Source organism: Roseococcus pinisoli (assembly GCF_018413645.1).
GTDB classification, from domain to species: Bacteria; Pseudomonadota; Alphaproteobacteria; order Acetobacterales; family Acetobacteraceae; genus Roseococcus; species Roseococcus pinisoli.
In genome coordinates this window covers 463995-487057 of record NZ_JAHCDA010000001.1, presented here as the reverse complement: position 1 = coordinate 487057, position 23063 = coordinate 463995, and the positions used below count along the sequence as shown (strand labels likewise).

Below are 23063 nucleotides of genomic sequence, written 5' to 3'. Positions count from 1 at the left end.
GGATCAGGCCGATGCTGACGCGGCCAGGGCGGCGGGCAGCTTGAAGATGACCTTCTCCTCCGCCACCACGATCTCCTCGATCTCGAGGGTGTAGCGCTCGCGCAGCCGTGCCAGCACCTCCTCGACGAGGACCTCCGGCGCGCTGGCGCCGGCGGTGATGCCGATGCGGCTGACGCCTTCCACCGTCGCGAGGTCGAGGTCGCGGCCCCGCTGCACCATCACCGCCTTGGCCGTGCTGGCCCGGCCCGCAACCTCGACCAGCCGCACCGAGTTGGAGGAGTTCGGCGCGCCCACCACGATCATCATCTCGACCTTGGGCGCGATCTCCTTCACCGCGGCCTGGCGGTTGGTGGTCGCGTAGCAGATGTCCTCCTTCGCCGGGGCGGCGATCTGGGGGAAGCGGCTCTGCAGGATGTTCACGATCCCCGCCGTGTCGTCGACCGACAGCGTGGTCTGCGTGATGAAGGCGAGCGGCCGGTCGGAAGGCGGCTCGACCGTGCGCGCCTGCTCCTCGTCCTCGACCAGCGTGACGGCGCCGGGGGGCAGCTGGCCCATGGTGCCGATCACCTCCGGGTGGCGGGCATGGCCGATGAGGATCAGGTGCCGGTCGCGGCTGAAGTGGTGCTCCGCCTCGCGATGGACCTTGCTGACCAGCGGGCAGGTGGCATCGAGGAAGAACATCTCGCGCCGCTCGGCCTCGGCCGGGATCGATTTCGGCACGCCATGCGCCGAGAAGACCACGGGCTGGCCGTCATTCGGGATCTCGTCGAGCTCCTCGACGAAGACGGCGCCCTGCCGCTCCAGCGCCTCGACGACGAAGCGGTTGTGGACGATCTCGTGGCGCACATAGACCGGAGCGCCGTAGCGCTTCAGCGCCTCCTCGACGATCTTGATGGCCCGGTCCACGCCGGCGCAGAAGCCGCGCGGTCCAGCGAGAAACACATGAAGAAGGGGCTTTTCGGCCATGCGGTGCAAAATCCCAGCGCGAGGTATCGGGCCCCAGACTATCCCTTTGGGCCGATCGGTGCCAGACGGAGCGCAGATGGAGGGGTGAGCATGCGTCTGGCTTTTGTTCCGCCGCTGGTCCTGGCGGCGATGGCGGTAACCGGGTGCCAGCCGACCCGGATAGAGGACCTTCTGGTGTCCTGTCCCAGCCTGACCCTCCCGGCGGACCTTGCCGACCTCACGCGCTACCGCCCGGGCTCGCCGCCCGACCTGTCCTCCGTGGCGCTGGACGCCCGGGTGACGGGGGTGGACGCCAGCTGCCGCCGTGGCCGTAGGGACCAGAGCGTCGACGCGACGATTTCCATGCGTTTCCAGATTGATCGCGGACCCGCGGCGCCCTCGCGCGCGGTCCAGCTGCCCTGGTTCATCGCCCTGCTCGACGCGGACAATAACGTCATCAATCGCCAGAGCTTCGTGCTGCCGGCCCAGTTCGGCGTGAACACGACGCGGGCGGCGGTGGGCTCCCGACCCGTGGAGATCAGCTTCCCGGTCAACCAGCAGCGCCGGGCGCAGGACTACCGGATCATGGTGGGCTTCCAGCTGACCGAAGAAGAGCTGGCGCAGAACCGCCGCCGCGGGCCGCGCTGATCGGCCTAAGGGCTGGTTATATTTTGCCCTCGGACGCTGGGCGCCGCCTCCGGCGGCTTGGCTTCGCCGCTCGACTGATGAGCCAAGCTTGTAGGTAGAGCGGGCGGCGCCGGCCGCTGTGCGGCCGGATTCCCGCGCGGTGCCGTTTGTCGGCGAGTTCGAGGGGCAGCGCCCCTCAACCCCATCCAGGCCTGATCAGCCCCGCGCCGCCGCCGTCAACCGCTGCAGCTCGGCCAGGCTCACGGCGCCGGGGACCAGCGTCGTCCCGATGACAAGCGCCGGCGTGCCCTGGATGTCCAGCGCGCGCGCCAGATCCAGGTTGCGGGCGATACGCGCCGTGATCGCGGGGTCGTCCATCTCCCGGCGCAGCCGCGCCCAGTCGATCCGCGCGCGCTCCGCCTCGCGGCGTAGCACGGGCTCCGTCGGCTCCTCGCGCAGTCGCATCAGCGCCTCGTAGAGCGGTACGTAGAGGTTCTGCCGGTGCGCGGCGAGCAGCGCGCGGGAGGCCAGCACCGAGTTCGGGCCCAGGATCGGCAGGTCCTTCAGCACCACGCGGACGTCGCTCTCGCGCTGGAGCAGCTGGTTCATGGTCGGGTGCAGCTGCTTGCAATAGCCGCAGCGGGCGTCGAAGAACTCGACGAAGGTGACGGCGCCCTGCGGATTGCCCTTCACCGGATCCGCCGGATCGCGGAACAGCTGCTCGGCCCGCGCGGCGATGGCTCGGGTCTGGGCGGAGCTGCGATTGGCCTCTTCGGCCTCCTCCACGGCGGTCAGGGCATCGCGCAGGATGCTGGGATCCTCCCGCAATGCCTGGCGCAGCAGCTGCAGCACCTCGGCCCGCTGCTCGGGGGAAAGGGCCTGGGCCATGGCGGCCCCGGGCACCAGGGCGGCGCCCAGCGCCACCAGTCCACGTCGCTTCATCATCGGGCCAACATCCTCCTTCGCGCCGGCCGAGGCAAATTCCGGCCCGGCAAGGCGCTTCGGTTGCCCGGTGGAGCGAACGCGTCTAATCCCCCTCGATCGGCCGGAATGCCGCCATCGAGGGAATCGAGCGCCACCCGCATGAATACGCCCGCCAGGACCACGAAGCCCCGCCGCCTGACCTCCCCTCGGGCCCTTGCATTGGTCGTCGCCGGACTTTCCCTGGCCGGCTGCGAGACGGCCTCGAACATCACCTCCGGCATCCTCGGGAACAGCATCCAGGCGGGAACGCCGGGTTTCGTCTCGGGCTTCCTGGGCGGCGTCGCGGCCGAGGAGCCGGTGGCGGCCGCCACGGCCCGCGAGGTCCTCTCCGCCGGCGGCAACGCGGCCGATGCGGCTGTCGCGGCCGGCTTCGTCATGTCGGTGACCCTGCCGTCCCGCGCCGGTCTCGGCGGCGGCGGCGCCTGCCTCGTCTACAATCGCCTCCGCAACGAGACCGAGGCCGTCGTCTTCCTGCCCGGCGCGCGCGCCGGTGGCCTGGCCAATGCCGACCGCCCGGCCGCCGTGCCCCTCATGGCCCGCGGCCTCTTCGCGCTCCACACGCGCCTGCCCAATGGCCGGCCTTTCGAGGAGCTCATGGGCCCGGCCGAGCAGGCCGCGCGCTTCGGCACGCCCATGTCCCGGGCGCTGCACAACGACCTCGTGGCCGTGCAGGGGCCGCTCTTCGCCGATCCCGAGGCGCGCTCCATCTTCAGCCGCAACGGCACCCCGGTTGCCGTGGGCGACACCTTCCAGAACCCGCCGCTCGGCGGCACGCTGGCCGCGCTGCGCGTCTCCGGCGTGGGCGACCTGCACCAGGGCAACCTGGCGCGCCGCCTCGAAGAGGCGTCCGGCCTCGTCGGCGCGGGTGCGATCTCGTTGGCCGAAGTGCGCGCGGCCCTGCCGCAGCTCATGCGCCCCGTCGTGGTGAATGGCCGCGGCGGTGACCGCATCGCCTTCCTGCCGCCGCCGGCCGATGGCGGCCTGGCCGCCGCCGCCGCCTTCCAGGCGCTGCAGGCTGGCCAGTCGCCCGAGGCCGCGCAGGCACGGGCAATGGCCGTGGCCGCGGCCTCCCGCGCCCGTGGTGGCGATCCCACCGCCCTCCTGGCTGCGAACGACCTGCCCGGCGCCGGCCTGGGCGACCTGCCGGCCAGCGCGGGCCTCATGGTCTATGACCGCAACGGCAATGCCGTGACCTGCGCCTTCACCATGAACAACCTCTTCGGCACGGGCCGCATCATGCCGGGGATGGGCTTCCTCGGCGCCGCGGCGCCGAACACCGGCCGTGTCCAGCCCCCGCTGCTCTCCGCGGCGATCGGCTGGAGCCCCAACCTGCGCGCCTTCCGCATGGCCGTGGCCGGTTCCGGTCAGCAGGCCGCGGCGATGGCGGTGGCGGGCCCCGTGGCCGCCCAGATGCTGAGCAATGCCGGCCCCGACACGGCGATGCAGACCGTGCCCGAGCCCGGCCGCGCCCAGCTCGGCATGTGCCCGCGCTACCTGCCCGGCTACCAGGGCCTATGCACCACCGTGACCGATCCCCGTGGCGCCGGCGTCGCGCTGGGCGCGACCGACCGGTGAGCCTGAAGACGGGACGGGGCGCCGAGGCCCCGCCCTTCATCGTCATGGACGTGATCGCGGCCGCCAATGCGCGGGCCGCGAGCCTTCCGCCCTCGGCTCCCGGCATCCTGCGCATGGAGGTGGGGCAGCCCGCGACCGGCGCGCCGGCCGGCGCCGTCGCTGCCGTGGAGGCCGCGCTGCGGAGCGGCCATCCGCTCGGCTATACCGAGGCCTTCGGCCTGCCTTCGCTCCGCGCTCGCATCGCCCGCTACTACCTCGACCATTACGGCGTGGCCGTCTCTCCCGCGCGCATCGCCGTGACGGTGGGCGCCTCCGGGGCTTTTCCGCTCGCCTTCCTGGCCGCCTTCGACCGGGGGGACCGCGTGGCGATGGCCGCGCCCTTCTACCCGCCCTACGCCAATATCCTGACGGCCCTGGGCATGGAGCCGGTCCTGTTGGAATGCGGCCCGGAGACGCGGTTCCAGCCCAGCCTCGCGATGCTCGAGAAGCTCGACCCGCTTCCCGACGGGCTGGTGATCGCGAGCCCCTGCAATCCCGCCGGCACCATGCTGACGCCCGACGAGCTCGCGGCCATCGCGCGCTGGTGCCACGAGAAGGGCGTCCGGCTGGTCTCGGACGAGATCTATCACGGCCTCTCCTGGGGCACCGTCGCCGAGAGCACGGCCGCCGCCTCCAGCCCGAGCGCCATCGTCGTCAACAGTTTCAGCAAGTACTGGTGCATGACGGGCTGGCGCATCGGCTGGCTGGTCCTGCCGGAGGATCTGCTGCGCCCCGTCGAATGCCTGGCCCAGAACATGTTCATCTCCACGCCCTACCTGTCCCAGGTGGCGGCCGAGGCGGCGATGGATTGCGGGGAGGAGCTGGAGGCGAAGAAGGCCGGCTATGCCCGCAGCCGCGCGCTGCTGCTGGAAGGGCTGCCGAAGGCGGGGTTCGACCGCATCGCGGCGGCGGACGGCGCCTTCTACCTCTGGTGCGACGTGTCTCACCTGACGAATGACAGCGTGCAGTTCACGGGCCGGATGCTGGAAGGCGCCGGAATCGCGGCGACGCCGGGCGTCGATTTCGACCGGACGCGCGGCGGCCGGTACCTGCGCTTCAGCTATTGCGGGGCCGAGGCCGCCATGGCCGAGGCGCCGGGGCGCCTCGCGGAGTGGCTGAAGAGGTAGCCTGGAGCCCCGGTCGGGGCTCGACTGTCACGGCAAAAGGGGGCCGAAGCCCCCGCCGCGATCAGGAACGCTGCTGAAGCTGGTGCAGCTGGTTCCGCATGGCCGTCAGCAGGGCGGAGACCTGGTTGCCGCCGCGCTGGATCACCGCGCTGTACTCGCTGCGCTGGGTGAGCCGGAGCGACGTGCCCTCGGCCACCAGATCCACGATGCGGGGCTGGCCGCCCACTTCCGCCACGCGCCAATCGAGGTTCAGCGGGCCGCTGTTCGGCCGCTCGACGATCGTGGTCACGAGGGCGTCGTCCTCGGTCCGCTGCTGGCTGCGGCCCAGCGAGAAGCGCACGCCCTGGAACTCGCCGAAGCGGCTGGCGAGGTTGCGGATCAGCGTCTCCTCGAAGAGGCGCAGGTATTCCTGCTGCTCGGCCGCCGAGGCCACGCGCCACCAGCGGCCCAGGATGAAGCGGCCCGTCCCCTCGATGTCCACCGCCCGGCTCAGGATATTGGCAACATGCTCCCGGCGCTGGGCGACCGGCGCGCTGCTGTTCAGCGCGGCCACGAGTGCGTCACCCGTGCTCTTGATGAAGTTGGCGGCGCGGCTCGGATCCATCTGCGCCTGCGCCGCGCTGGGCACGACGAAGGGCAGGCTGGCCGTGAGGAGAAGGAATGCGCGGCGCGCGAGACGCGCCTCGGCGAAGGTCATGGTCGTTTCTTCCTAGCCTGTGGTCGTCAGGGCGATGCGGGCACAGGGTCCCGGCGAACACCGCGTCCGGCGCCGCCGGCCTCGACACCCCGTCCTTCGGCCCCGGTATTGGCGATCTCCGAGGCGCGGTTCTGACGATAGAGACTGCGCAGCGTCGAGTAGGGGTCCAGCGAGGTTTCGAGGATGCGGTCGAGCGTGTCGAGGGCCGACTCGCGTGCGTCGATGGCGGTGATGCCGGCATAGGCCCAGCGCAGCGCGTCCACCACATCGCCCTGGCCGAACCAGAACCAGGGGCTGGCCACGACATCGACGCCGTAGCCGAGCAGGTCGCGCGGATTGGAGGGGCCGAGGATCGGCAGGTAGAGGTAGGGTCCCTCGCCGACGCCCCAGACGGCCAGCGTCTGGCCGAAATCCTCGCTGTGGCCGGGGACGCCGAACTGCCAGTCGGCCACGTCGATCAGACCGCCGATGCCCAGGGTGGAGTTGATCAGGAAGCGCGCGGCGGTGCGGCCGGCGCGATCGACCTCGCCCTGCAGGACGTCGTTCATCAGGATGGTCGGGCCGCGCAGATTACCCAGCGCGTTGCGCACGCCCTGGCGCACCGGCCTCGGCAGCACGAAGCGGTAGGCCTGCGCGGCGGGGCGCAGCGCCACCGTGTCGATGGCGTTGTTCACCGAGAACATCGTGCGGTTCAGGGGCTCGAGCGGGTCGTTATTGGCGCGGAATTCCTCCAGCGCCTCGGGGTCGCTGGCGGGCGGACGGGTCGCGCAGCCAGCGAGGCCGACGAGAAGAATCGCTGAAGCCAAAAGGGGAGCGAGGCGCATGAGGGCTAACGGACCTTTCAGAGCGAACTTCCAACCTGATCGAGGCGAGGCCGTTGCAACTACATGCACATTTTCCGCTACGGCAGCAAGTTGTCAGGTGCTGCGAACCGTGCGGATGGACAGCTCTGGGACGCTTCGCCAAGGGGCGTGGCAACTCGGCCAGGGCCCCTTGAAAGGTCCCGGAACGATCCAAGGAGGCGGCTCTTGCATAATGGCAGGTGGAACGCCAAACCATCGCCCCATGGACGTCTCGCCGAACAACACCCTTCAACGCTGGCTGACCGGGCCGCGCGTCGGGACCCTCCCGTCGCCCTCGAGCCTGCCGGCGCCGAAGCTCTCCTTCGAGTTCTTCCCGCCGAAGAACGAGAAGCTGGAGGCCGATCTCTGGAGCTGCATCCGCCGGCTGGAGCCGCTGGCCCCGCGCTTCGTTTCCGTCACCTACGGCGCGGGCGGCTCCACGCGTTCCCGCACGCATGAGACGGTGGCGCGCCTGGCGAAGGAAACCTCGCTGACCCCGGCCGCGCACCTTACCTGCGTAGGCGCGACGCGTGAGGAGGTGGACGAGGTGGCCCGGGCCTATTGGGATGCCGGGGTGCGCCACATCGTGGCGCTGCGCGGCGATCCGCCGGCCGGTGCCGCGAAGTACGAGCCCCATCCGGGCGGCTATGCCCAGGCCGAGGATCTCGTCCGCGGGCTGAAGCGGATCGGCGACTTCGACATCAGCGTGGGCGCCTATCCGGAGATCCACCCGGCCGCGATCTCGGCCGATGCCGATCTCGACTTCCTCAAGCGCAAGATCGACGCCGGCGCCAACCGGGCGGTGACGCAGTACTTCTTCGACACGGGCGTCTACCTGCGCTTCCTGGATCGCTGCCACGCGGCGGGCATCACGGCCTCGATCGTCCCGGGCATCATGCCGGTGACGAACTTCGCCAGCCTGAAGCGCTTCTCGGCCATGTGCGGCGCCTCGGTGCCCGAATGGCTGGCCAAGCTCTTCGAGGGGCTGGACGAGGACGAGGGCACGCGGCGCCTGGTGGCCGCGACGGTGGCTGCCGAGCAGGTGCGCATCCTGCAGGCCAATGGCGTGGACGAGTTCCACTTCTACACGCTGAACCGCCCCGACCTGACCTATGCCATCGCGCATATCCTCGGCGCCCGGCCCCCGGCCGCCTGAGGTTTTTGGGGGCGCGGGGATGACCCGCGCCTGGCGAAGGCCGCCAGGGCCGCACCCGGCTTCAACCTTCTGCCGGCCCCTGAGGGCCGCGCGTCAGGCGGCGTAGGGCGGCTTCTTCAGGCCGGCGGGCGAGAGGGTGAAGATCTCGCAGCCCGTCTCGGTGATGCCGATCATGTGCTCGAACTGGGCGGAGAGGCTGCGATCCCGCGTCACGGCGGTCCAGCCGTCGTCGAGGATCTTCACCTCCGGCCGGCCGGCGTTCACCATCGGCTCGATGGTGAAGAACATGCCGGGCGCCAGCTTCGGGCCTTCGCCCGGGCGGCCGAAATGCAGCACGTTCGGCGGCTCGTGGAACTTCCGCCCGATGCCGTGGCCGCAGAAGTCGCGCACGATCGTGAAGCGGTGCTTCTCGGCATAGGTCTGGATGGCGTGGCCGATGTCGCCGAAGGTGTTGCCCGGCTTGGCGACGGCGATGCCGCGCATCATCGCCTCATAGGTCACGTCCATCAGCAGCCGTGCCTTGGTGTTGGCGGTGCCGGACACGTACATGCGGCTGGAATCGCCGTGCCAGCCGTCGAGCAGCGGGGTCACGTCGATGTTCAGGATGTCGCCGTCCAGCAGCACCCGTTCGCCCGGGATGCCGTGGCAGACGACGTGGTTGATCGAGATGCAGGAGGACTTGGTGTAGCCGCGATAGCCCAGCGTGGCCGGGACGGCGCCGTTCTCCAGCATGAAGTCGTGGCAGATCTGGTCGAGCTCGCCCGTCGTCACGCCCGGCCGCACATGGGGGGTGATCATGTCGAGACAGGCGGCCGCCAGCGCGCCGGCACGGCGGGCGCCCTCGAAATCCTCGGGGGCGTGGCGGGTGATTCGGCGCGATTCGCCGCCCTGGTTGTCCATCTCGAACTTGTCCGCGTGCTACTGTGTGTGTGCCGCGAAGATGCGCCCCGGGGGCGCCCGGTTCAACCCGGTTTCTCGCCGGTCTTGATCTCGATGGTGCCGAGCGCCGCCGCGAGGCTGGCATTGGCGCTGCCCCGGCGGGCCGGCTGCTGCTGGCTTTCATGCGGGGACCAGCCGGTCATCACCAGGAGGCGGAGCTCCATTTCCAGGTCGAGGCGGGAGAAGGCGAGGGGGAAGAACCCGCGCGGCGGGGTGCGGGAATCCCTTGCGCGCACCGCATTGCTCTCTCCCGCCGCGCGCAGGTCGGCGACGAGGCCCATGGGGCTGCGATAGATCATCGGCAGCCGTTCCTGATCCGCGACGGGGATGGTGAACCCCGCGCGCTGGAGCAGGCCGGCCAGGTCCCTCAGCTCGGGAAAGGGCGAAACGCGGGGCGAGACGCCGCCGCGCGTCTCGGCCTCGGCGGCGTTCAGCGCCTCGCGCAGGCCCTGCAAGGTGCCGAGGCCGGGCAGGGAGGCCAGGAACAGCCCGTCCGGCGCCAGGGCCTGGCGGATCTGGATCAGCGCACCGGGCAGGTCGTTCACCCAATGCAGGCTGAGGCTGGCCACGATCAGGTCGAAGCTGCCGGGCGCGAAGGGCAGCCATTCCTCGTCGCCCGCGACGGCCAGGCTGCCGTTGTCCAACCCCTGGGCGCGGCGCGCCATGGCGGGGGAGAGGTCCATCGAAACGACGAAGGGGATGCCGCGGGCCCTGAGCGCAGGCGCCACGGCGCCCCGCCCGCCGAGGTCCAGCGCGCGGGAGAAGCGGTGCGTCGTGTCCTCCAGCCGGTCCAGCAGGCAGACGGCGGCGGCGTCCAGCACCGGCGCGACCTGGCCGATGGTGGCGGCCGCGCGCTCCCGGCGGCGGGCGACGAGGGCACGGTCGAAGATGTCGAGCGGATTTTCCACGGCCTCCATCTGCGACCGGTGGCGCGGCCGCGCAAGCGGGACTAACGTTCGACGGATCAGGAGGAGCCACAAATGAACACGATGGATGTGAAGGCGGCCCGCACCGCCGCCGTGGCCGCGACGATCGAACGAATTCGCGAGATCGAGGCCAGCATGGGCGTCACCCGCCCCGCCCTGGATCGCATGCGCGAGGAGCTCCTCGCGCTCGCCGCGCAGGATCACCTCTTTCCCAGCGGCGAATTTCCGCCCCCGCCGAATGGCGAGAAGGGCAGCAACCGCTACCTCCTGCAGGAGGACGGCAACAACCGCTTCGCGCTCTACATGAACGCGCTGAACCCGGGCAATGCCACCAAGCCGCACGACCACACCACCTGGGCCGTCGTCGTCGCCGTCGACGGGCAGGAGCTGAACAAGGTCTACGAGCGCCTGGACGACGGCAAGGATCCCGAGCGCTGCGAGATGCGCGTGAAGGAGGAGATCATGGTGGAGCCGGGCCGCGGCATCAGCCTGATGCCCGACGACATCCACTCCATCCACACCACCGGCACCCGCCCGACGCGGCACCTGCACATGTACGGGCTGGCGCTGGAGAAGCTGGATGGCCGCCGTGCCTTCGACGACAAGACGGGCGAGGTCTCCTACTACAACAAGAACTTCATGAAGCCGACCGCGGGCGCGAAGGCCTGATGTCGCTCGTCACGGCGGCCGATCTCAAGGCCTGGATCTCGCGCGGCGGTGAGCTCGCGATCCTCGATGCGCGGGAGGAAGGGGAGTTCGGCCACGGCCACCTCTTCTGGGCCGTGCCCTGCCCCCTCTCGAAGAAGGAGCTGCGCGCCCGCGCGCTGCTGCCGCGCAAGGCCACCCGCGTGGTCTGCGTGGATGGCGGCGAGGGGCATGCGCAGAAGCTCGCGGCCTACCTCACCTCCCTCGGCCATTCGGACGTTCACGTGCTGAAGGGCGGCACGCCGGCCTGGAAGGAGGCGGGCTACACCGTCTTCACCGGCGTCCACGTCCCGTCCAAGGCCTTCGGCGAGTGGGTCGAGCACCATTACGGCACCGAGAGCCTGGACCCGCCCGAGCTCCAGGCGCTGGTCGATTCCGGCAAGCCCCTGGTCATCCTCGATAGCCGTCCGATGGACGAATACGTGAAGATGACCATCCCCGGCAGCGTGAACGTGCCGGGCGGCGAGCTGGCCTACCGCATCGGGGACATGGTGCCGGACGCCGAGACCACCATCGTCGTGAACTGCGCGGGCCGCACCCGCAGCATCATGGGCGCGGAGAGCCTGCGGCGCGCGGGCGTTCCCAACCGCATCGTGGCGCTGCGCAACGGCACCATGGGCTGGGAGCTGGCCGGCTTCACCTGCGAGCGCGGCCAGACCCGGACCTACCCCGCCGGCACGCCGAAGAGCGCTGATCTGGCGCTGCAGCGTGCCACCGCCTTCGGCGACGAGAACGGCGTGAAGGTGATCAGCCGCGCCGCTGCCGAGGAACTGCTGTCCGATGAGAGCCGCACGACCTATGCGCTCGACGTCCGGGCGGCCGACGAATACGCCGCGGGGCACATCCCGGGCTTCCGCCATGCGCCGGGCGGCCAGCTCGTGCAGGCGACCGACCAGTGGATCGCGGTGCGCGGCGCGCGGGTGATCCTGGCCGACGACGACACCGTCCGTTCCCGCATGACCGGCGCCTGGCTGCGCCAGCTCGGCGGCTGGGAGGTCTATGTCGTGCAGGAAGCGTCGAAGGGCGCCACCGTCTCCGGGCCCTGGAAGCCCCAGGTGCCGGAGGTGAAGCCGGCGACGACGGTGACGGCCCAGGCCCTGGCAGCCGAAAAGGGCGTCACGGTCGTGGATCTGGCGCGCTCGATCGACTTCCGGGCTGGACATATCCCGGGCGCGGTCTGGGCGGTGCGCGGCCGTATCCCCAAGATCGAGGGCGCGGTGGTGGTCACGGCGCCCGACGCGACGCTGGCCCATCTCGCCGCCGCCGAGATTCCGGGCGCGCGCGTGCTGGAGGGCGGCGTCGCCGCCTGGAAGGCCGCGGGCCTGCCGGTCGCGGCCGATCGCCAGACCCCGCCGGACGAGGCCTGCGTGGACTGGTACCTCCGCCCCTACGACCGGAACTCCGGCATCGAGGAAGCGATGAAGGAATACCTCTCCTGGGAGATCGACCTCGTCCACGAGGTCGAGCGCGACGGCGATTCGCGCTTCGGCGCCTGGTAGGGGAAACGCCGCAGGCGCGGCCGGTGACCGGAGCGCGGCTTCGCGTGAGGGTCTGAATCGGCCGCCCCGCCCACCGCCCGATGATCGGAACCCGGTGGCGCTCGAAGGTCCGGGCCGGCTGCGGGGCCTGCTTCGAAGAATGGGCGTCGGGATTCTCGACGCCCTTCTGCCGCCCACCTGCCTGACCTGCGAGACCCCGGTGGGCGAGCAGGGAGGGCTCTGCCCCACCTGCTTCTCGCGCCTGGCCTTCGTGACCGCGCCGATGTGCGAGGTCTGTGGGGTGCCTTTCCCGCATGCCGCCACCGGAGCGCGCCAGCCCGAGGGCTCCTGTTGCGGGGCCTGCCTGGCGGCGCCGCCGGCCTTTTCCGTCGCCCGCGCCGCGCTGCGCTACGACGAGGGCGCGAAGGCGCTGATCCTGCCCTTCAAGCATCACGACCGCACCGAGCTGGCCCGGCCGCTCGCCCGCCAGATGGCCCGGGCCGGGGCGGAGCTGCTGCGCGCAGCCGACCTGCTGGTCCCGGTGCCGCTGCACCGATGGCGGCTCTTCCGGCGGCGGCACAACCAGGCGGCGCTATTGGCCGCGCAGCTGTCGCGGATCTCGGGCAAGGCTTTCGATCCGATGCTGCTGCGCCGGATCCGCGCCACCGTCCCGCTGGGCGAGCTGGGCGCCCTTCAGCGCGAGGCGGCGCTCCTGGGCGCGTTCGCCCTGGCGCGGGGCGCCGGGCGGAAGCTGGCGGGGCGCCGCGTGCTGCTCATCGACGACGTGCTGACCAGCGGCGCGACAGCCGATGCCTGCGCGCAGGCGCTGCTCCGCGGCGGGGCGGCCGCCGTGGGCGTCCTGGCGGCCGCGCGGGTGCCCGATCCCAGGATCGAGCGGTCCGGCTGACCGGCGGGGGCGCGGAAGGTGGCTAGCCTATCCACTTGGCGCCGCGCGTGCGCCCCATGTAGGAAAAAAGCTTGTTGGACAGCAGCATGCTGTAGAGATAGCCGGGGCTGTACTGCCAGGGTTCCTTGTCGAAGAATTCCTGCATGCGCATGTGCCTGAACTCAGGTCCTTTATTGACCATTGGCAAGTTTTTTTCTTCCTCGAGCGCGACGAGGTAGCAGAACACGACGTGTTCCGAGCAAAAGAGTTCCAGGCTCTTTTTATTGTCGATGTCATCCAGGGCCTTCTTCAGCCTTCCCTTCTTGCTGCTGTCGATGAGAGACGGCAACAGGGAGGAGACCGCGCCACTCTTGCTGTAGACCACCTTGCCTCGGCCCAGTCCGAGGAGCACCGAATTTGCTTCGTCGGCGCCCAGGGCGACCTGGCGATAGTTGCAGCGGAAGACCGCGTAGGTATAGCCGGCGTTCGAGCCGGTCAGGTTGTGGTGCTGCAGCCCCTCACCATTCATCTCGGCGATCATGGTGCTCGAGGTGGCGAGGCCGGCATGCGTCCACAGCGCATGGTCGCCATTCGCGGTGAAGACCTGTCCGTAGGTGATGAGGAAGTTGAGCCCGGTGGCGTCGTTCATCTTGACGAGGATATCGCCCGGCTCGAGCGGCCCGGTGGGTGCCTTCGCCGGCTTGGGCGGAGACATGACGTCTGCCACGTTGGAGACGATTTTATAGGCTGGGGTCAGCCTAGCGATACGGGTGAGATCGAAACCCATGCAGCAGCCTCCGGTCGTGACCTCCGCCCGGAGATCAACTCTAGGTTGCCGATGTTATCGATGGTTTTGCTGCGTGAAAATGGACCAGAGAGAGACAAAATAACGTTTAGAACTACCTTTTGCATGTATTGGATGCGGATGGATGTAACGCCGAGTAGAGGGCTGGGGCATTGCCGCAGAAGTCCTACATCTTCAAGGGGAAGGCTTGGCTCGGCGGATGTTCCGGGGTGTTCCGGTCCTTGAGCGCGACGCGATGGCAGAAGACCGCGTGCCCGGAGCCGAAGAGCCTGAAACTGCCGGCCCCGATCCCGCCGGAGGACGGGTTTCAACCGCCCTTATTCTGGCCGCCGGCCGTCATCGGCCAAGCCTCGGGGGTGCTTTCCGGCATGGCAGCCCGGAGCTGCGTGTCGGCTCCGACGGCTTGAAAACCGGCCAATTCGCTACTTTTATTGGTGCATGGCAAAAGTCGAAATCTACACCCAGCCCTTCTGCCCCTACTGCGCACGCGCGATGGCGCTGTTCAGCCGCAAGGGCGTCGCCTTCGAGGAGATCGACGCGCCGCGGGGCAGCCAGGCCCGCAAGGACGCGTCGGAGCGCGCGGGCGGCCAGACGACCGTCCCGATGATCTTCATCGATGGCCAGTCCATCGGCGGTTCGGACGACCTCGTGGCCCTGGACCGCGCCGGCAAGTTGGACGCCCTCCTGGCGGCGTGAAAAACGCCCATCTTGTCAACGGCCTCTCGGCCTCCCCATGTGACCTGGTATGGGCCGATTGCCATCCTGGCCGATCCGGCCGAGGTTCCAGGGAATGATCCGCTTTTCTCTCCGTTGTGAAAACGACCACCAGTTCGAGAGCTGGTTCAAGGACAGCACGGCCTTCGACAAGATGCTCGAGGCCGGCCTTGTCGAATGCCCGACCTGTGGTGACTCCCATGTCTCCAAGGCGCTCATGGCGCCGGCCGTCGCGAAGGCGCCGGGGATGAAGGGCCGCGCCGAGGCCGTCCCCGCCAAAGCGCCGCCTCCGCCCCCGGCGGCCGATGGGCCGCGCCATGCCTCGGGCCCGATGCCCGCGCAGGTCATGGCGCTGCTCCAACGCATGCGTCACGAGATCGAGGCCAATTGCGACTATGTCGGCCGGGACTTCGCCAAGGAGGCTCGCCGCATTCATGACGGCGAGGTGGAAGTGCGCGGCATCTACGGCGAGGCCAGCGACGAGGAGGCCGACGAGCTGCGTGACGATGGCATCGACGTCGCGCGCCTGCCCTGGGTCCCGCGCTCGGACGGCTGATGGCAGAAGATCCCTACAAGGTCCTGGGCGTTAAGCGCGACGCCACGCCCGAGGCGATCAAGGCGGCCTATCGCAAGCTCGCGCGCCAGCACCACCCCGATCTCAATCCCGGCAAGCCCGAGGCGGAGGCCAAGTTCAAGGCCGCCGCCGCCGCTAACGACCTGCTCTCCGACCCCGAGCGGCGCGCCCGCTTCGACCGGGGTGAGATCGACGCCGAGGGGCAGGAGAGGGCGCCGCCCGGCTTCAACGCCGGGGGCGGTGGCGGCAGCTATCGCCGCTATGCCGAGGAGCCTTTCGGCGCGCGCTATGGCGCGGCGCCCGAGGGCGTGGACCCGGGCATGTTCGAGGACCTTTTCTCCGACATCTTCGAGGCCCGGCGGCGCGCCGAATCGGGCCCGCGCCGCGGCGCCGACCAGTCCTATCGCCTGAACGTCGATTTCCTGGACGCCGTGCGCGGGGCGACCCGGCAGCTCAGCCTGCCGGACGGCAAGGCGCTCAGCGTGAAGATTCCCCCGGGCGTCGTCTCGGGCCAGGTCCTGCGCCTGCGCGGCCAGGGCGATCCCGGCCGCAACGGCGGCCTGGCGGGCGATGCGCTCATCGAGCTGGAGGTGAAGGGGCATGACTTCCTCATCCGCGACGGCAACGACCTGCGCATGGACCTGCCCGTGACGCTGAAGGAGGCCGTGCTGGGCGGCCCCATCGTGGTGTCCACGCCCTTCGGCGCGCTCCGCGTGAACCTGCCCGCCGGCAGCGACAACGGCCGCACCATTCGCCTGCGCGGCAAGGGTATCGCCGAGCACGGCAAGCGGCCCGCGGGCGACCTCTTCCTCACCCTGCGCGTGACGGTCGGCAAGCCCGACGCGGCGCTGGAGGAATTCCTCCGCAACTGGTCCCCCGAGAACCCGGAGGACCCCCGAGCGGGCATGGAGTTCGGGGAATGATCACCCTCGAGATCCTCTGCGCCCGCTTCGAGGCGCTGCGGGCGGACGACCTGCAGCGCTGGATCGGCGCCGGCCATGTCCGCGCCGAGCGGCAGGGCGGCGACCTCGTCTTCCAGGAGATCGACGTCGAGCGCGTGCGGCTCATCCTCGAGCTGCGCGACGTGATGGAGGTCAACGAGGAGGCGCTGCCTGTGGTCCTCTCCCTGCTGGACCAGGTCTATACCCTGCGCCGCCGCCTGCGCGGCCTCGGCAAGCTCGAGGACTGAGCGGCCGTCGCTGCCGCCGGGCGTGATTGACCGCCCGCCGCGCGGAGCCGAAAACATCCGCCGATGCGCCATTTCCCAGCCTTCCTGGATCTCGCGGGCCGGCCGGCGCTGCTGCTCGGCCAGGGCGAGGCGCTCGCCGCCAAGGCCGCGCTGCTCCGGGCCGCTGGCGCGCAGCTGCGCGAGGCCCCGCGCTTCGAGGAGGCGCTGCTGGACGGCTGCGCGCTGGCCGTCGCGGCCGGCGCGCCGGAGGAGGACCTCCGCGCCCTGCAAGTGGCCTGCCTGCGCCGCGGCATCCCCGTGAACGTGGTGGACCGGCCCGAGCTGTGCAGCTTCATCACCCCCGCGATCGTGACGCGGGACGAGATCACCATCGGCATCTCCACCGGCGGCGCCGCGCCCGTGCTGGCGCGGCTGATCCGCCAGAAGGTGGAGGCCACGCTGCCGCCGCTCATCGGGCGGGTCGCGGCCCTGGGCCGCCGCTTCCAGCAGCTCGTCCGCGAGCGCCTGCCGAGCCTGCCGGCGCGGCGCGCCTTCATGGAGCGGGCGCTGACCGGGGAGCCCGCCCAGCTCGCCCTCGGCGGCCGTCAGGCCGAGGCGGAGGCCGCCTTCGCGCAGATGCTCGACGCGGCGGAGGCTACGCCGCGCGGTTTCGTCCAGCTCGTCGGCGCGGGGCCGGGGGCGGCGGACCTGCTGACCCTGCGCGCCCTGCGCGCGCTGGGCGAGGCGGATGTCATCATCCACGACCGCCTGGTGAGCGCCGAGGTGCTGGACCTCGCGCGCCGCGACGCGCGCCGCATCTTCGTCGGCAAGAAGCGCTCCGTGCATTGCGTGCCGCAGGAGGGGATCAACGCCCTGCTGGTGGAGCTGGCGCAGGAGGGGCTGCGCGTCGTGCGGCTGAAGGGCGGCGATCCCTTCGTCTTCGGCCGCGGCGGCGAGGAGGCCCAGGCGCTGGCCGCGGCCGGCATCGCCTTCGAGGTCGTGCCCGGCGTCACGGCGGCGCTCGGCTGCGCGGCGCAGGCCGGCATCCCGCTGACGCATCGCGACGCGGCCCAGATGCTCACCTTCGTCACCGGCCATACGCGTGAGGGCCGGCTGGATCTGGACTTCGCCGCCCTGGCGCGCTCCCGGCAGACGCTGGCCGTCTATATGGGCCTCACCACCCTGCCGGCGTTGCGCGACGGCCTGGCGCGCGAGGGCTACGACCTCGCCACGCCGGCCGCCCTGATCGAGAGCGGGGGTTCCCCGCACCAGCGCGAGCTGCGCGGCAGCCTGGCCGAGGTCGCGGCGAAGGCTCCGGGCTGGGCGGGAGACGGGCCGATCCTGCTGCTGCTGGGCGAGGCCGTCGCCCTCGGCGCGCTGCCCCTGAAGCGCGACGCCTGACCCGCGCCCCCTGACCCCTGCGCGTCCGCGCCCATCGCCCCTATAGTCCGTGTCGGAGGATCCCCATGAAGCGTCGCCTGTTCACCGCCGGATTGCTGTCGGCCCCCGCTTTGGCCCAGGCGCAGAGCCAGCCGCCGCTGCGCCTCATCGTGCCGGCGCCGCCGGGCGGCAGCACCGACATCCTGGCCCGCGTGCTGGGCGAGAAGGCGGGGGCGCTGCTGGGCCAGCCCATCGTGGTGGATAATCGCGGCGGCGCGGGCGGCATCATCGGCACCGAGGCAGCGGCCCGCGCGCCGGCCGATGGCAACACCATCATCCTCGGCCACAACCAGACCCACGCCTCCAACCAGTGGATGACGCGCAACCTGCCCTATCACGTGGTGGACAGCTTCACGCCCGTGGCGCGGCTGGCGACGGTGCATCACGCGACGGTGGTGCCCGCCAACTCCCACGCGCGGGACATGGCGGGGCTGATCGAGATGGGGCGCGCCGGGCGGCGTGTCTCCTACGCCTCGTCGCAGGCCGGCTCGGCGAGCCATGTCCTGGCCGAGACCTTCGTTCGCCGCTCCCAGATGGATGCGGTGCATGTGCCCTATCGCGGCGGCGGCCCCGCCACGACGGACACGGTGGCCGGGGTGGTGGACTTCTACGTCTCGACCTGGCCCGGCGTCGTGACGCTGGTGCGGGAAGGGCGCCTGCGCGCGCTGAGCATCGGCGCGCCGCGGCGCCTGCCGGACTTCCCCGACCTGCCGACGACGGAGGAGGCGGGCGTTCCCTTCATGGCGGTGGACGCCTGGTTCGGCCTCTTCGCGCCGCGCGGCGTGGAGCCGGGGCGCGTCTCGCGCCTGTCGCTCGCCTTCCTGGAGGCGCTGGCGCAGCCCGAGGTCGCGACGCGTGCGACCCAGGCGGGTCTCAACGCGGCGCCGATGTCCGTGGCGGAGTTCGCGGCCTTCCAGCTGGCCGAGGTGCGCCGCTGGCAGGAGATGGCGACGCTGACCGGGATCATGATGGAAAGCTGAGGCGGCGCCGCCCCGGCCTCAGGCCTTCTTTTCCCAGCCCTTCGGGGTCTGCTGCCAGTAGGCGAGGCTGTGGCCCGCCTCCTTGGCCGCCTTCCAGCGGCGGCGGGCGGCCGCCACGGCATTCTCGTCGCCGCCGTCGAAGAGGTCGAAGGCGCGGGCATAATCGCCGAGATGCGCGCTCTCCGCGCCGTCCGTCAGGAACAGATGCGTGGCGCCGTTCGCGGGCGGCCCGTCGAGGGCGGTCAGGAAGATGGGCTGGTCCGCCGCGTCGCGCGTGCCGTGCGGCAGCCAGTCGGGCTCCTCGCAGGTCCAGAGCGCGTCGTCGAGCGACTTCATCCGCTCCTCGCCCGCGCAGAAGACGAGCGCGCGCGCCGGCACGGCCAGCACGCGGCCGAGCAGCCGGGGCAGCGCCTGCTCCAGCGTGCTGCGGGTGAGGTGGTAGAAGCCGATCTCGGTCACGCCATTCTCCGCGCGCTCAGGTTCCGTCCGGCGCTCAGGGCACCGTCAGTACCACATTCCCCCTCACCCGGCCCGACTGCACCAGCTCATGCGCCTCGGCGCAGTCCGCGAGGGGAAGGGTGGCCGCCACGTCGTGCCGCAGGTCGCCCTCAGCCAGGAAACGCGCCAGCAGCGCCTCGCATTCCGCCCGCGCGGCGGCGGAGAGCTCGTAGACGATGAAGAAGCGGATCGCATGGCCGCCCAGCAGCATGGCGCCGAAATTCACCGGCACCTCGCGCTCGGTCGAGCCGTAGGCGACGCAGATGCCGTCGGGAGCCAGGATCTGCGGCAGCAGCGCGATATTGCCGGAAAGGTCCACCTCCACCACGCGGTCCACGCCGCGCCCGCCGGTGAGCTCCCGGACCCGCGCCGCCACATCCTCGCCCCGGTAGTCGATGGTGGCGTCGGCGCCGGCTTCCCGCGCATGCGCGGCCTTGGCCTCGGAGCTGACGGTCGCGATCACCTGCGCGGCGCCGAGCCGCTTCGCGAACTGGATGGCGTAGCGGCCCACGGCCCCGGCGCCGCCCGCTACCAGCACCGATTGCCCCGCCACGCCGCCATCCGTCGTGACGGCGCGCAGCGCGGTGAGGGCGGGGATGCCGAGGCAGGCCCCGGCCTCGAAGCTCAGCGAATCCGGCATGGCCACGGCCTGGGTGGCGGGCAGGGCGATGTATTCCGCCGCCGTGCCGAAGGGCCGCTTCCACTGCCCGTTCCAGATCCAGACCCGTTGGCCGAGGCGCGAGGCTTCCACGCCCGGGCCCAGCTTCTCGATCACGCCGGCGCCGTCGCTGTGCGGGATCACGCGCGGCGCGGCCATGGGCCGGGAGCCGCTGCGCGTCTTCCAGTCGGAGGGATTCACGCCCGAGGCATGGAGGCGCACCAGCACCTCGCCCCGTCCGGGCTCGGGCCGGGGCATCTCGCCATGGACCAGCACCTCGTGCGCGGGGCCGTTCCTCTCGTACCAGACCGCCTTCATGGCTTTCGTTCCTCCTGGTTGGGAGCCCCGGCCTCAGACCCGGTGGGGATCCTCGAAATGCCGCTCCACCAGCGCGTCGAGCAGGCGCGCGCCGAAGCCGGTGGGCGTGTGGCGCGCGGCGGGGAGATCGTCCGTCTCGGCCGTCTCCATGCCCGCGATGTCCAGATGCGCCCAGGGCAGGGTGCCCACGAATTCGCGCAGGAAGGCCGCCGCGTTGGAGGCGTCGGACACGAAGCGCGTCCCGCCCGGCACGCATTGCTTCAGGTCGGCGATGTCGCTGTTCAGCTCCTCGCGGTGGCGCTCGCCGATTGGCAGCGGCCAGAGCCGCTCGCCCACCGCCTCGCCGGCCGCGGCGACGGCGGTGCCCAGCGCCGCGTCGTTGTGGAACAGCCCCGCGCGGTGATGGCCGAGCGCGGTGATCACGCTGCCGGTCAGCGTTGCCAGGTCCAGCACCGCCTGGGGGCGGAAGCGCGTGGCGGCGAGGTGCAGGGCATCGGCCAGCACCAGGCGGCCCTCGGCGTCGGTGTCCACCACCTCCACGGTGCGGCCGCTCATCATCCGCAGCACGTCGCCGGGGCGGTAGCTGGTGGCGCTCGTCGCGTTCTCCGCGATGGCGAGGATCGCGACGGCGGGGCAGGGGGATTTCCGCCGCGCCAGGGCCAGCATGGCGCCCGCGCAGGCGGCCGCGCCCGCCATGTCGGCGCGCATCGCCTCCATGCCCGCCGCACCTTTGATCGAGATGCCGCCCGTGTCGAAGCACAGGCCCTTGCCGACGAAGGCCACCGGCGGCACGCGGAACTCGCCGCGCCAGCGCAGGATCACGATGCGCGGCGGCACGGCGCTGCCGCCGCCCACCGCGAGCAGGCCACCGGCGCCCAGCTTCTTCAGCGCGGCACGGCCGAGCTCCTCGACCTCGATGCCTTCCTTCTCCAGGCCGCGCAGGCGCTTGGCGAATTCGCGCGGGGTGAGGCGGTTGCCCGGCTCGGCCACCAGCTCGCGCGCGAATTGCGTCCCGGCCAGCGCCGCCTCCGCCCGGGCCCAGGCGGAGGCGAGGCCGGCCGGGTCGTTCACGAGGAGCTCGATCCGGCGGGGGCGGGGCGGGGGGCAGGACTTCAGGCGGTCGAAGCGCCAGGCCCGCAGCGCTGCGCCGACCCCGAGGCCGACGGCGCAGTGCGGCGGCAGGCCGCGCGCATCCAGCGCCAGGCGGGCCGGCGGCCCGGCCGCGGCGATGCAGGCGGCGCCGACGCCCTCCCATTCCGCGCGGCTGGAGGCGTGGTTCGCGCCCACCCAGCGTTCCTGCGGGGACAGCTCCAGCACCTCGCCGCGCCGGCCATGAAAGCCCGACGGGTGCGGGGGACCCTCCGCGATCGGGCGGAGCAGGCGCGCGCCCTTCGTCGGCTCGCGCCTCAGCCTGATCAAGGGATCACCCTTCGTAATGATCCGCGACCAGGCGATCGAGCATCCGCACGCCGTAGGCGGTGGCGCCCTTCGGGATGGTCGGCGCGTCCTTGCTGCTCCAGGCCGTGCCGGCGATGTCCAGATGCGCCCAGGGCCGGCCCTGCACGAAGCGCTGGATGAACTGCGCCGCCGTGATCGAGCCGCCCGCCCGCCCGCCGCCGACATTCTTCATATCGGCGATGTCGGACTTGATCTGCTTGTCGTAGGCCTCGCCCAGCGGCATGCGCCAGGCGAGCTCCCCGGTCGCGACGCCGGCGGCGAGCAGCCGCGAGGCCAGCTCCTCGTCGTTCGAGAAGAGGCCGGCATGCTCGTGGCCGAGGGCGACGATGATCGCGCCCGTGAGGGTCGCGAGGTCGACCATGAACCTCGGGTCGTACTTCTCGATCGCGTAGTGGATCACGTCGGCCAGGACGAGGCGGCCTTCGGCGTCGGTGTTGATCACCTCGATGGTCTGGCCGGAGGCCGAGGTCACCACGTCGCCGGGGCGCTGGGCATTGTCGCCCGGCATGTTCTCGACGAGGCCGATGAGGCCGACCGCATCCACCTTCGCCTTGCGCCCCGCCAGCGCGGCCATGAGGCCGGTGACGGTGCCGGCGCCGGCCATGTCCCACTTCATGTCCTCCATGCCGGCGGCCGGCTTGATGGAGATGCCGCCGGTGTCGAAGGTCACGCCCTTGCCGATGAAGCAGACGGGCTTGTCGGCCTTCTTCTTGCCGCCGGAGAGGCCGTTCCAGCGCATGGTCACCAGGCGCGGCTCGTTGGCGCTGCCCTGGGCCACGCCCAGCAGCGCGCCGAAGCCGAGCTTCTTCATCTCCTTGGGCCCCAGCACGTCGACCTCGAGGCCGAGCTTGGTCAGCTCCTTGCAGCGATCGGCGAATTCGACCGGGTTCAGGACGTTCGGCGGCTCGGAGACGAGGTCGCGCGTGAGGAAGACGCCCTGGGCCACGGCCTTCATCGGCGCATAGGCGGCCTTGGCGGCGCCGTGATCCGCGCTGGCGATGGTGACCTTCTCGAGCTTCGGCTTGTCCTCGGCCTTCTCGGTCGTGCGGTAGCGGTCGAAGCGATAGGCGCGCAGCGCGGCGCCCAGGCCGATGGCGGCGGCCTGGCTCGCCGTCAGCTCGTCGGCGGCGACGGTGCAGTGCGGCTCGCCCGAGACCTGCTTGTAGAGGCTGCCGCCGAGCTTCTCGGCGTCGAGGCCGGCGATGGGCCCCGTGCCCAGGACGAGCAGCTTGGTGACGCTGACGACCGGGGCCCAGAGCGTGACTGCCTGGTCCTTCTTGCCCTTGAAGCCCGCGGCCTCAAGCGCGCGGCTCAGCCCGCCCTCCATCTCGGTGTCGAGCTCGGCGGCCAGGCCCGAGGGAACGGCGCCCTCGGCGATGAGAAGCACGAGGGCACCCGCTTTCGGGAGGGCCGGCTTGGCGAAGGCGATGTCGAGCATGGGGGTTCCCGGCTTTCCTAGGTCATTGGGCCCCAAGCCCCTCCAAAAGGCCGGGCAACCTGGGCGGTCCCGGCCGCTGGCCGGCC

At 71.2% G+C, this 23063-nt stretch carries 24 protein-coding genes; 13 read left to right on the top strand and 11 right to left on the bottom strand.

The genetic code is table 11. The annotated features are described in order from the left end of the window. Positions 1–3: 3 nt before the first annotated feature. Complete coding sequence (gene ispH, locus KHU32_RS02290) at positions 4–966, bottom strand: 4-hydroxy-3-methylbut-2-enyl diphosphate reductase (protein WP_213668415.1); 963 nt, start codon at positions 964–966, stop codon at positions 4–6. A 174-nt stretch (positions 967–1140) separates the two neighbouring features. On the opposite strand from ispH, the gene KHU32_RS02285 reads away from it, so the two are divergent. Then, positions 1141–1593, top strand: coding sequence for a hypothetical protein (locus KHU32_RS02285; RefSeq protein WP_213668414.1), 453 nt, complete (start codon positions 1141–1143; stop codon positions 1591–1593). A gap of 195 nt (positions 1594–1788) precedes the next feature. Here KHU32_RS02285 and KHU32_RS02280 read toward each other — a convergent pair whose 3' ends face one another. Beyond that, positions 1789–2517, bottom strand: coding sequence for a DsbA family protein (locus tag KHU32_RS02280; RefSeq protein WP_213668413.1), 729 nt, complete (start codon positions 2515–2517; stop codon positions 1789–1791). 138 nt (positions 2518–2655) lie between these two features. Here KHU32_RS02280 and KHU32_RS02275 point away from each other — a divergent pair, with 138 nt between their 5' ends. Together KHU32_RS02275 and KHU32_RS02270 are read left to right on the top strand one after the other, a co-directional pair. Next, positions 2656–4131, top strand: a complete 1476-nt coding sequence (locus tag KHU32_RS02275; protein ID WP_213668412.1) for a gamma-glutamyltransferase — start codon at positions 2656–2658, stop codon at positions 4129–4131. Then, the gene (locus tag KHU32_RS02270) at positions 4128–5297 is read left to right on the top strand and encodes a pyridoxal phosphate-dependent aminotransferase (protein ID WP_213668411.1); all 1170 of its coding nucleotides are present in this window, start codon (positions 4128–4130) and stop codon (positions 5295–5297) included. The genes KHU32_RS02275 and KHU32_RS02270 overlap by 4 nt, the downstream gene beginning before the upstream one ends. 61 nt (positions 5298–5358) lie before the next feature. Here KHU32_RS02270 and KHU32_RS02265 read toward each other — a convergent pair whose 3' ends face one another. Both KHU32_RS02265 and KHU32_RS02260 read right to left on the bottom strand, forming a co-directional pair. Then, a complete protein-coding gene (locus tag KHU32_RS02265) occupies positions 5359–5994 on the bottom strand; it encodes an MlaC/ttg2D family ABC transporter substrate-binding protein (protein WP_213668410.1) in 636 nt (211 codons plus the stop codon). 26 nt (positions 5995–6020) lie between these two features. Next, the gene (locus tag KHU32_RS02260) at positions 6021–6818 is read right to left on the bottom strand and encodes an MlaA family lipoprotein (RefSeq protein WP_213668409.1); all 798 of its coding nucleotides are present in this window, start codon (positions 6816–6818) and stop codon (positions 6021–6023) included. A gap of 241 nt (positions 6819–7059) precedes the next feature. Here KHU32_RS02260 and metF point away from each other — a divergent pair, with 241 nt between their 5' ends. After that, a complete protein-coding gene (metF, locus tag KHU32_RS02255; protein WP_213668408.1) occupies positions 7060–7992 on the top strand; it encodes a methylenetetrahydrofolate reductase [NAD(P)H] in 933 nt (310 codons plus the stop codon). A gap of 93 nt (positions 7993–8085) precedes the next feature. Here metF and map read toward each other — a convergent pair whose 3' ends face one another. Both map and KHU32_RS02245 read right to left on the bottom strand, forming a co-directional pair. After that, positions 8086–8892, bottom strand: a complete 807-nt coding sequence (map, locus tag KHU32_RS02250) for a type I methionyl aminopeptidase (RefSeq protein ID WP_213668407.1) — start codon at positions 8890–8892, stop codon at positions 8086–8088. Between the two features lie 62 nt (positions 8893–8954). Next, complete coding sequence (locus KHU32_RS02245; protein ID WP_213668406.1) at positions 8955–9848, bottom strand: methyltransferase domain-containing protein; 894 nt, start codon at positions 9846–9848, stop codon at positions 8955–8957. Positions 9849–9911: 63 nt separating this feature from the next. Here KHU32_RS02245 and KHU32_RS02240 point away from each other — a divergent pair, with 63 nt between their 5' ends. The 3 genes from KHU32_RS02240 (at position 9912) to KHU32_RS02230 (ending at position 12947) form a co-directional block, all read left to right on the top strand. Continuing rightward, entirely contained in the window at positions 9912–10526 is a 615-nt protein-coding gene (locus KHU32_RS02240) for a cysteine dioxygenase family protein (RefSeq protein ID WP_213668405.1), read from the top strand. After that, complete coding sequence (locus KHU32_RS02235; protein ID WP_249680503.1) at positions 10526–12061, top strand: rhodanese-like domain-containing protein; 1536 nt, start codon at positions 10526–10528, stop codon at positions 12059–12061. The genes KHU32_RS02240 and KHU32_RS02235 overlap by 1 nt, the downstream gene beginning before the upstream one ends. A 94-nt stretch (positions 12062–12155) precedes the next feature. Next, a complete protein-coding gene (locus KHU32_RS02230) occupies positions 12156–12947 on the top strand; it encodes a ComF family protein (RefSeq protein ID WP_347265496.1) in 792 nt (263 codons plus the stop codon). Positions 12948–12969: 22 nt separating this feature from the next. Here the strand turns inward: KHU32_RS02230 and KHU32_RS02225 are convergent, their stop codons facing one another. Beyond that, on the bottom strand, positions 12970–13713 hold the full coding sequence (locus KHU32_RS02225) for a hypothetical protein (protein ID WP_213668404.1): 744 nt from the start codon (positions 13711–13713) through the stop codon (positions 12970–12972). Between the two features lie 456 nt (positions 13714–14169). On the opposite strand from KHU32_RS02225, the gene grxC reads away from it, so the two are divergent. From grxC to KHU32_RS02195, 6 genes are all read left to right on the top strand, one after another. Further along, positions 14170–14427, top strand: a complete 258-nt coding sequence (grxC, locus tag KHU32_RS02220) for a glutaredoxin 3 (RefSeq protein WP_213668403.1) — start codon at positions 14170–14172, stop codon at positions 14425–14427. Between the two features lie 94 nt (positions 14428–14521). Next, complete coding sequence (locus KHU32_RS02215) at positions 14522–15001, top strand: DUF1178 family protein (protein WP_213668402.1); 480 nt, start codon at positions 14522–14524, stop codon at positions 14999–15001. Further along, positions 14998–15942, top strand: a complete 945-nt coding sequence (locus tag KHU32_RS02210) for a DnaJ C-terminal domain-containing protein (protein WP_213669633.1) — start codon at positions 14998–15000, stop codon at positions 15940–15942. The genes KHU32_RS02215 and KHU32_RS02210 overlap by 4 nt, the downstream gene beginning before the upstream one ends. Next, the gene (locus tag KHU32_RS02205; protein ID WP_213668401.1) at positions 15939–16208 is read left to right on the top strand and encodes a chaperone modulator CbpM; all 270 of its coding nucleotides are present in this window, start codon (positions 15939–15941) and stop codon (positions 16206–16208) included. Before KHU32_RS02210 ends, KHU32_RS02205 begins: the two co-directional genes overlap by 4 nt. A 63-nt stretch (positions 16209–16271) precedes the next feature. Further along, positions 16272–17588, top strand: a complete 1317-nt coding sequence (gene cysG, locus KHU32_RS02200; RefSeq protein ID WP_213668400.1) for a siroheme synthase CysG — start codon at positions 16272–16274, stop codon at positions 17586–17588. Positions 17589–17653: 65 nt separating this feature from the next. After that, a complete protein-coding gene (locus KHU32_RS02195) occupies positions 17654–18607 on the top strand; it encodes a Bug family tripartite tricarboxylate transporter substrate binding protein (RefSeq protein WP_213668399.1) in 954 nt (317 codons plus the stop codon). Positions 18608–18625: 18 nt separating this feature from the next. Here KHU32_RS02195 and KHU32_RS02190 read toward each other — a convergent pair whose 3' ends face one another. From KHU32_RS02190 to KHU32_RS02175, 4 genes are read right to left on the bottom strand one after another with little or no spacing between them, the layout of a single operon-like run. Continuing rightward, positions 18626–19066 carry a DNA polymerase III subunit chi gene (locus KHU32_RS02190; RefSeq protein WP_213668398.1) on the bottom strand — a complete coding sequence of 147 codons (441 nt, stop codon included), beginning with the start codon at positions 19064–19066 and terminating at the stop codon, positions 18626–18628. A 34-nt stretch (positions 19067–19100) separates the two neighbouring features. Further along, on the bottom strand, positions 19101–20081 hold the full coding sequence (locus KHU32_RS02185) for an NADPH:quinone reductase (RefSeq protein ID WP_213668397.1): 981 nt from the start codon (positions 20079–20081) through the stop codon (positions 19101–19103). 33 nt (positions 20082–20114) lie between these two features. After that, positions 20115–21500 (bottom strand): leucyl aminopeptidase family protein, encoded by a 1386-nt coding sequence (locus KHU32_RS02180; RefSeq protein ID WP_213668396.1) that lies wholly within the window; start codon positions 21498–21500, stop codon positions 20115–20117. 4 nt (positions 21501–21504) lie between these two features. Beyond that, complete coding sequence (locus KHU32_RS02175) at positions 21505–22977, bottom strand: leucyl aminopeptidase (RefSeq protein ID WP_213668395.1); 1473 nt, start codon at positions 22975–22977, stop codon at positions 21505–21507. Positions 22978–23063: the final 86 nt, after the last annotated feature.

Excerpts from the sequence above, each read along its gene's own strand:
- KHU32_RS02215 (WP_213668402.1), top strand. The coding sequence starts at position 14,522 with ATGATCCGCTTTTCTCTCCGTTGTGAAAACGACCACCAGTTCGAGAGC.
- KHU32_RS02195 (WP_213668399.1), top strand. The coding sequence starts at position 17,654 with ATGAAGCGTCGCCTGTTCACCGCCGGATTGCTGTCGGCCCCCGCTTTG.
- ispH (WP_213668415.1), bottom strand. The coding sequence starts at position 966 with ATGGCCGAAAAGCCCCTTCTTCATGTGTTTCTCGCTGGACCGCGCGGC.
- KHU32_RS02265 (WP_213668410.1), bottom strand. The coding sequence starts at position 5,994 with ATGACCTTCGCCGAGGCGCGTCTCGCGCGCCGCGCATTCCTTCTCCTC.
- KHU32_RS02275 (WP_213668412.1), top strand. The coding sequence starts at position 2,656 with ATGAATACGCCCGCCAGGACCACGAAGCCCCGCCGCCTGACCTCCCCT.
- grxC (WP_213668403.1), top strand. The coding sequence starts at position 14,170 with ATGGCAAAAGTCGAAATCTACACCCAGCCCTTCTGCCCCTACTGCGCA.
- KHU32_RS02175 (WP_213668395.1), bottom strand. The coding sequence starts at position 22,977 with ATGCTCGACATCGCCTTCGCCAAGCCGGCCCTCCCGAAAGCGGGTGCC.
- KHU32_RS02260 (WP_213668409.1), bottom strand. The coding sequence starts at position 6,818 with ATGCGCCTCGCTCCCCTTTTGGCTTCAGCGATTCTTCTCGTCGGCCTC.
- map (WP_213668407.1), bottom strand. The coding sequence starts at position 8,892 with ATGGACAACCAGGGCGGCGAATCGCGCCGAATCACCCGCCACGCCCCC.
- cysG (WP_213668400.1), top strand. The coding sequence starts at position 16,272 with ATGCGCCATTTCCCAGCCTTCCTGGATCTCGCGGGCCGGCCGGCGCTG.
- KHU32_RS02205 (WP_213668401.1), top strand. The coding sequence starts at position 15,939 with ATGATCACCCTCGAGATCCTCTGCGCCCGCTTCGAGGCGCTGCGGGCG.
- KHU32_RS02185 (WP_213668397.1), bottom strand. The coding sequence starts at position 20,081 with ATGAAGGCGGTCTGGTACGAGAGGAACGGCCCCGCGCACGAGGTGCTG.
- metF (WP_213668408.1), top strand. The coding sequence starts at position 7,060 with ATGGACGTCTCGCCGAACAACACCCTTCAACGCTGGCTGACCGGGCCG.
- KHU32_RS02280 (WP_213668413.1), bottom strand. The coding sequence starts at position 2,517 with ATGATGAAGCGACGTGGACTGGTGGCGCTGGGCGCCGCCCTGGTGCCC.
- KHU32_RS02240 (WP_213668405.1), top strand. The coding sequence starts at position 9,912 with ATGAACACGATGGATGTGAAGGCGGCCCGCACCGCCGCCGTGGCCGCG.
- KHU32_RS02245 (WP_213668406.1), bottom strand. The coding sequence starts at position 9,848 with ATGGAGGCCGTGGAAAATCCGCTCGACATCTTCGACCGTGCCCTCGTC.
- KHU32_RS02225 (WP_213668404.1), bottom strand. The coding sequence starts at position 13,713 with ATGGGTTTCGATCTCACCCGTATCGCTAGGCTGACCCCAGCCTATAAA.
- KHU32_RS02235 (WP_249680503.1), top strand. The coding sequence starts at position 10,526 with ATGTCGCTCGTCACGGCGGCCGATCTCAAGGCCTGGATCTCGCGCGGC.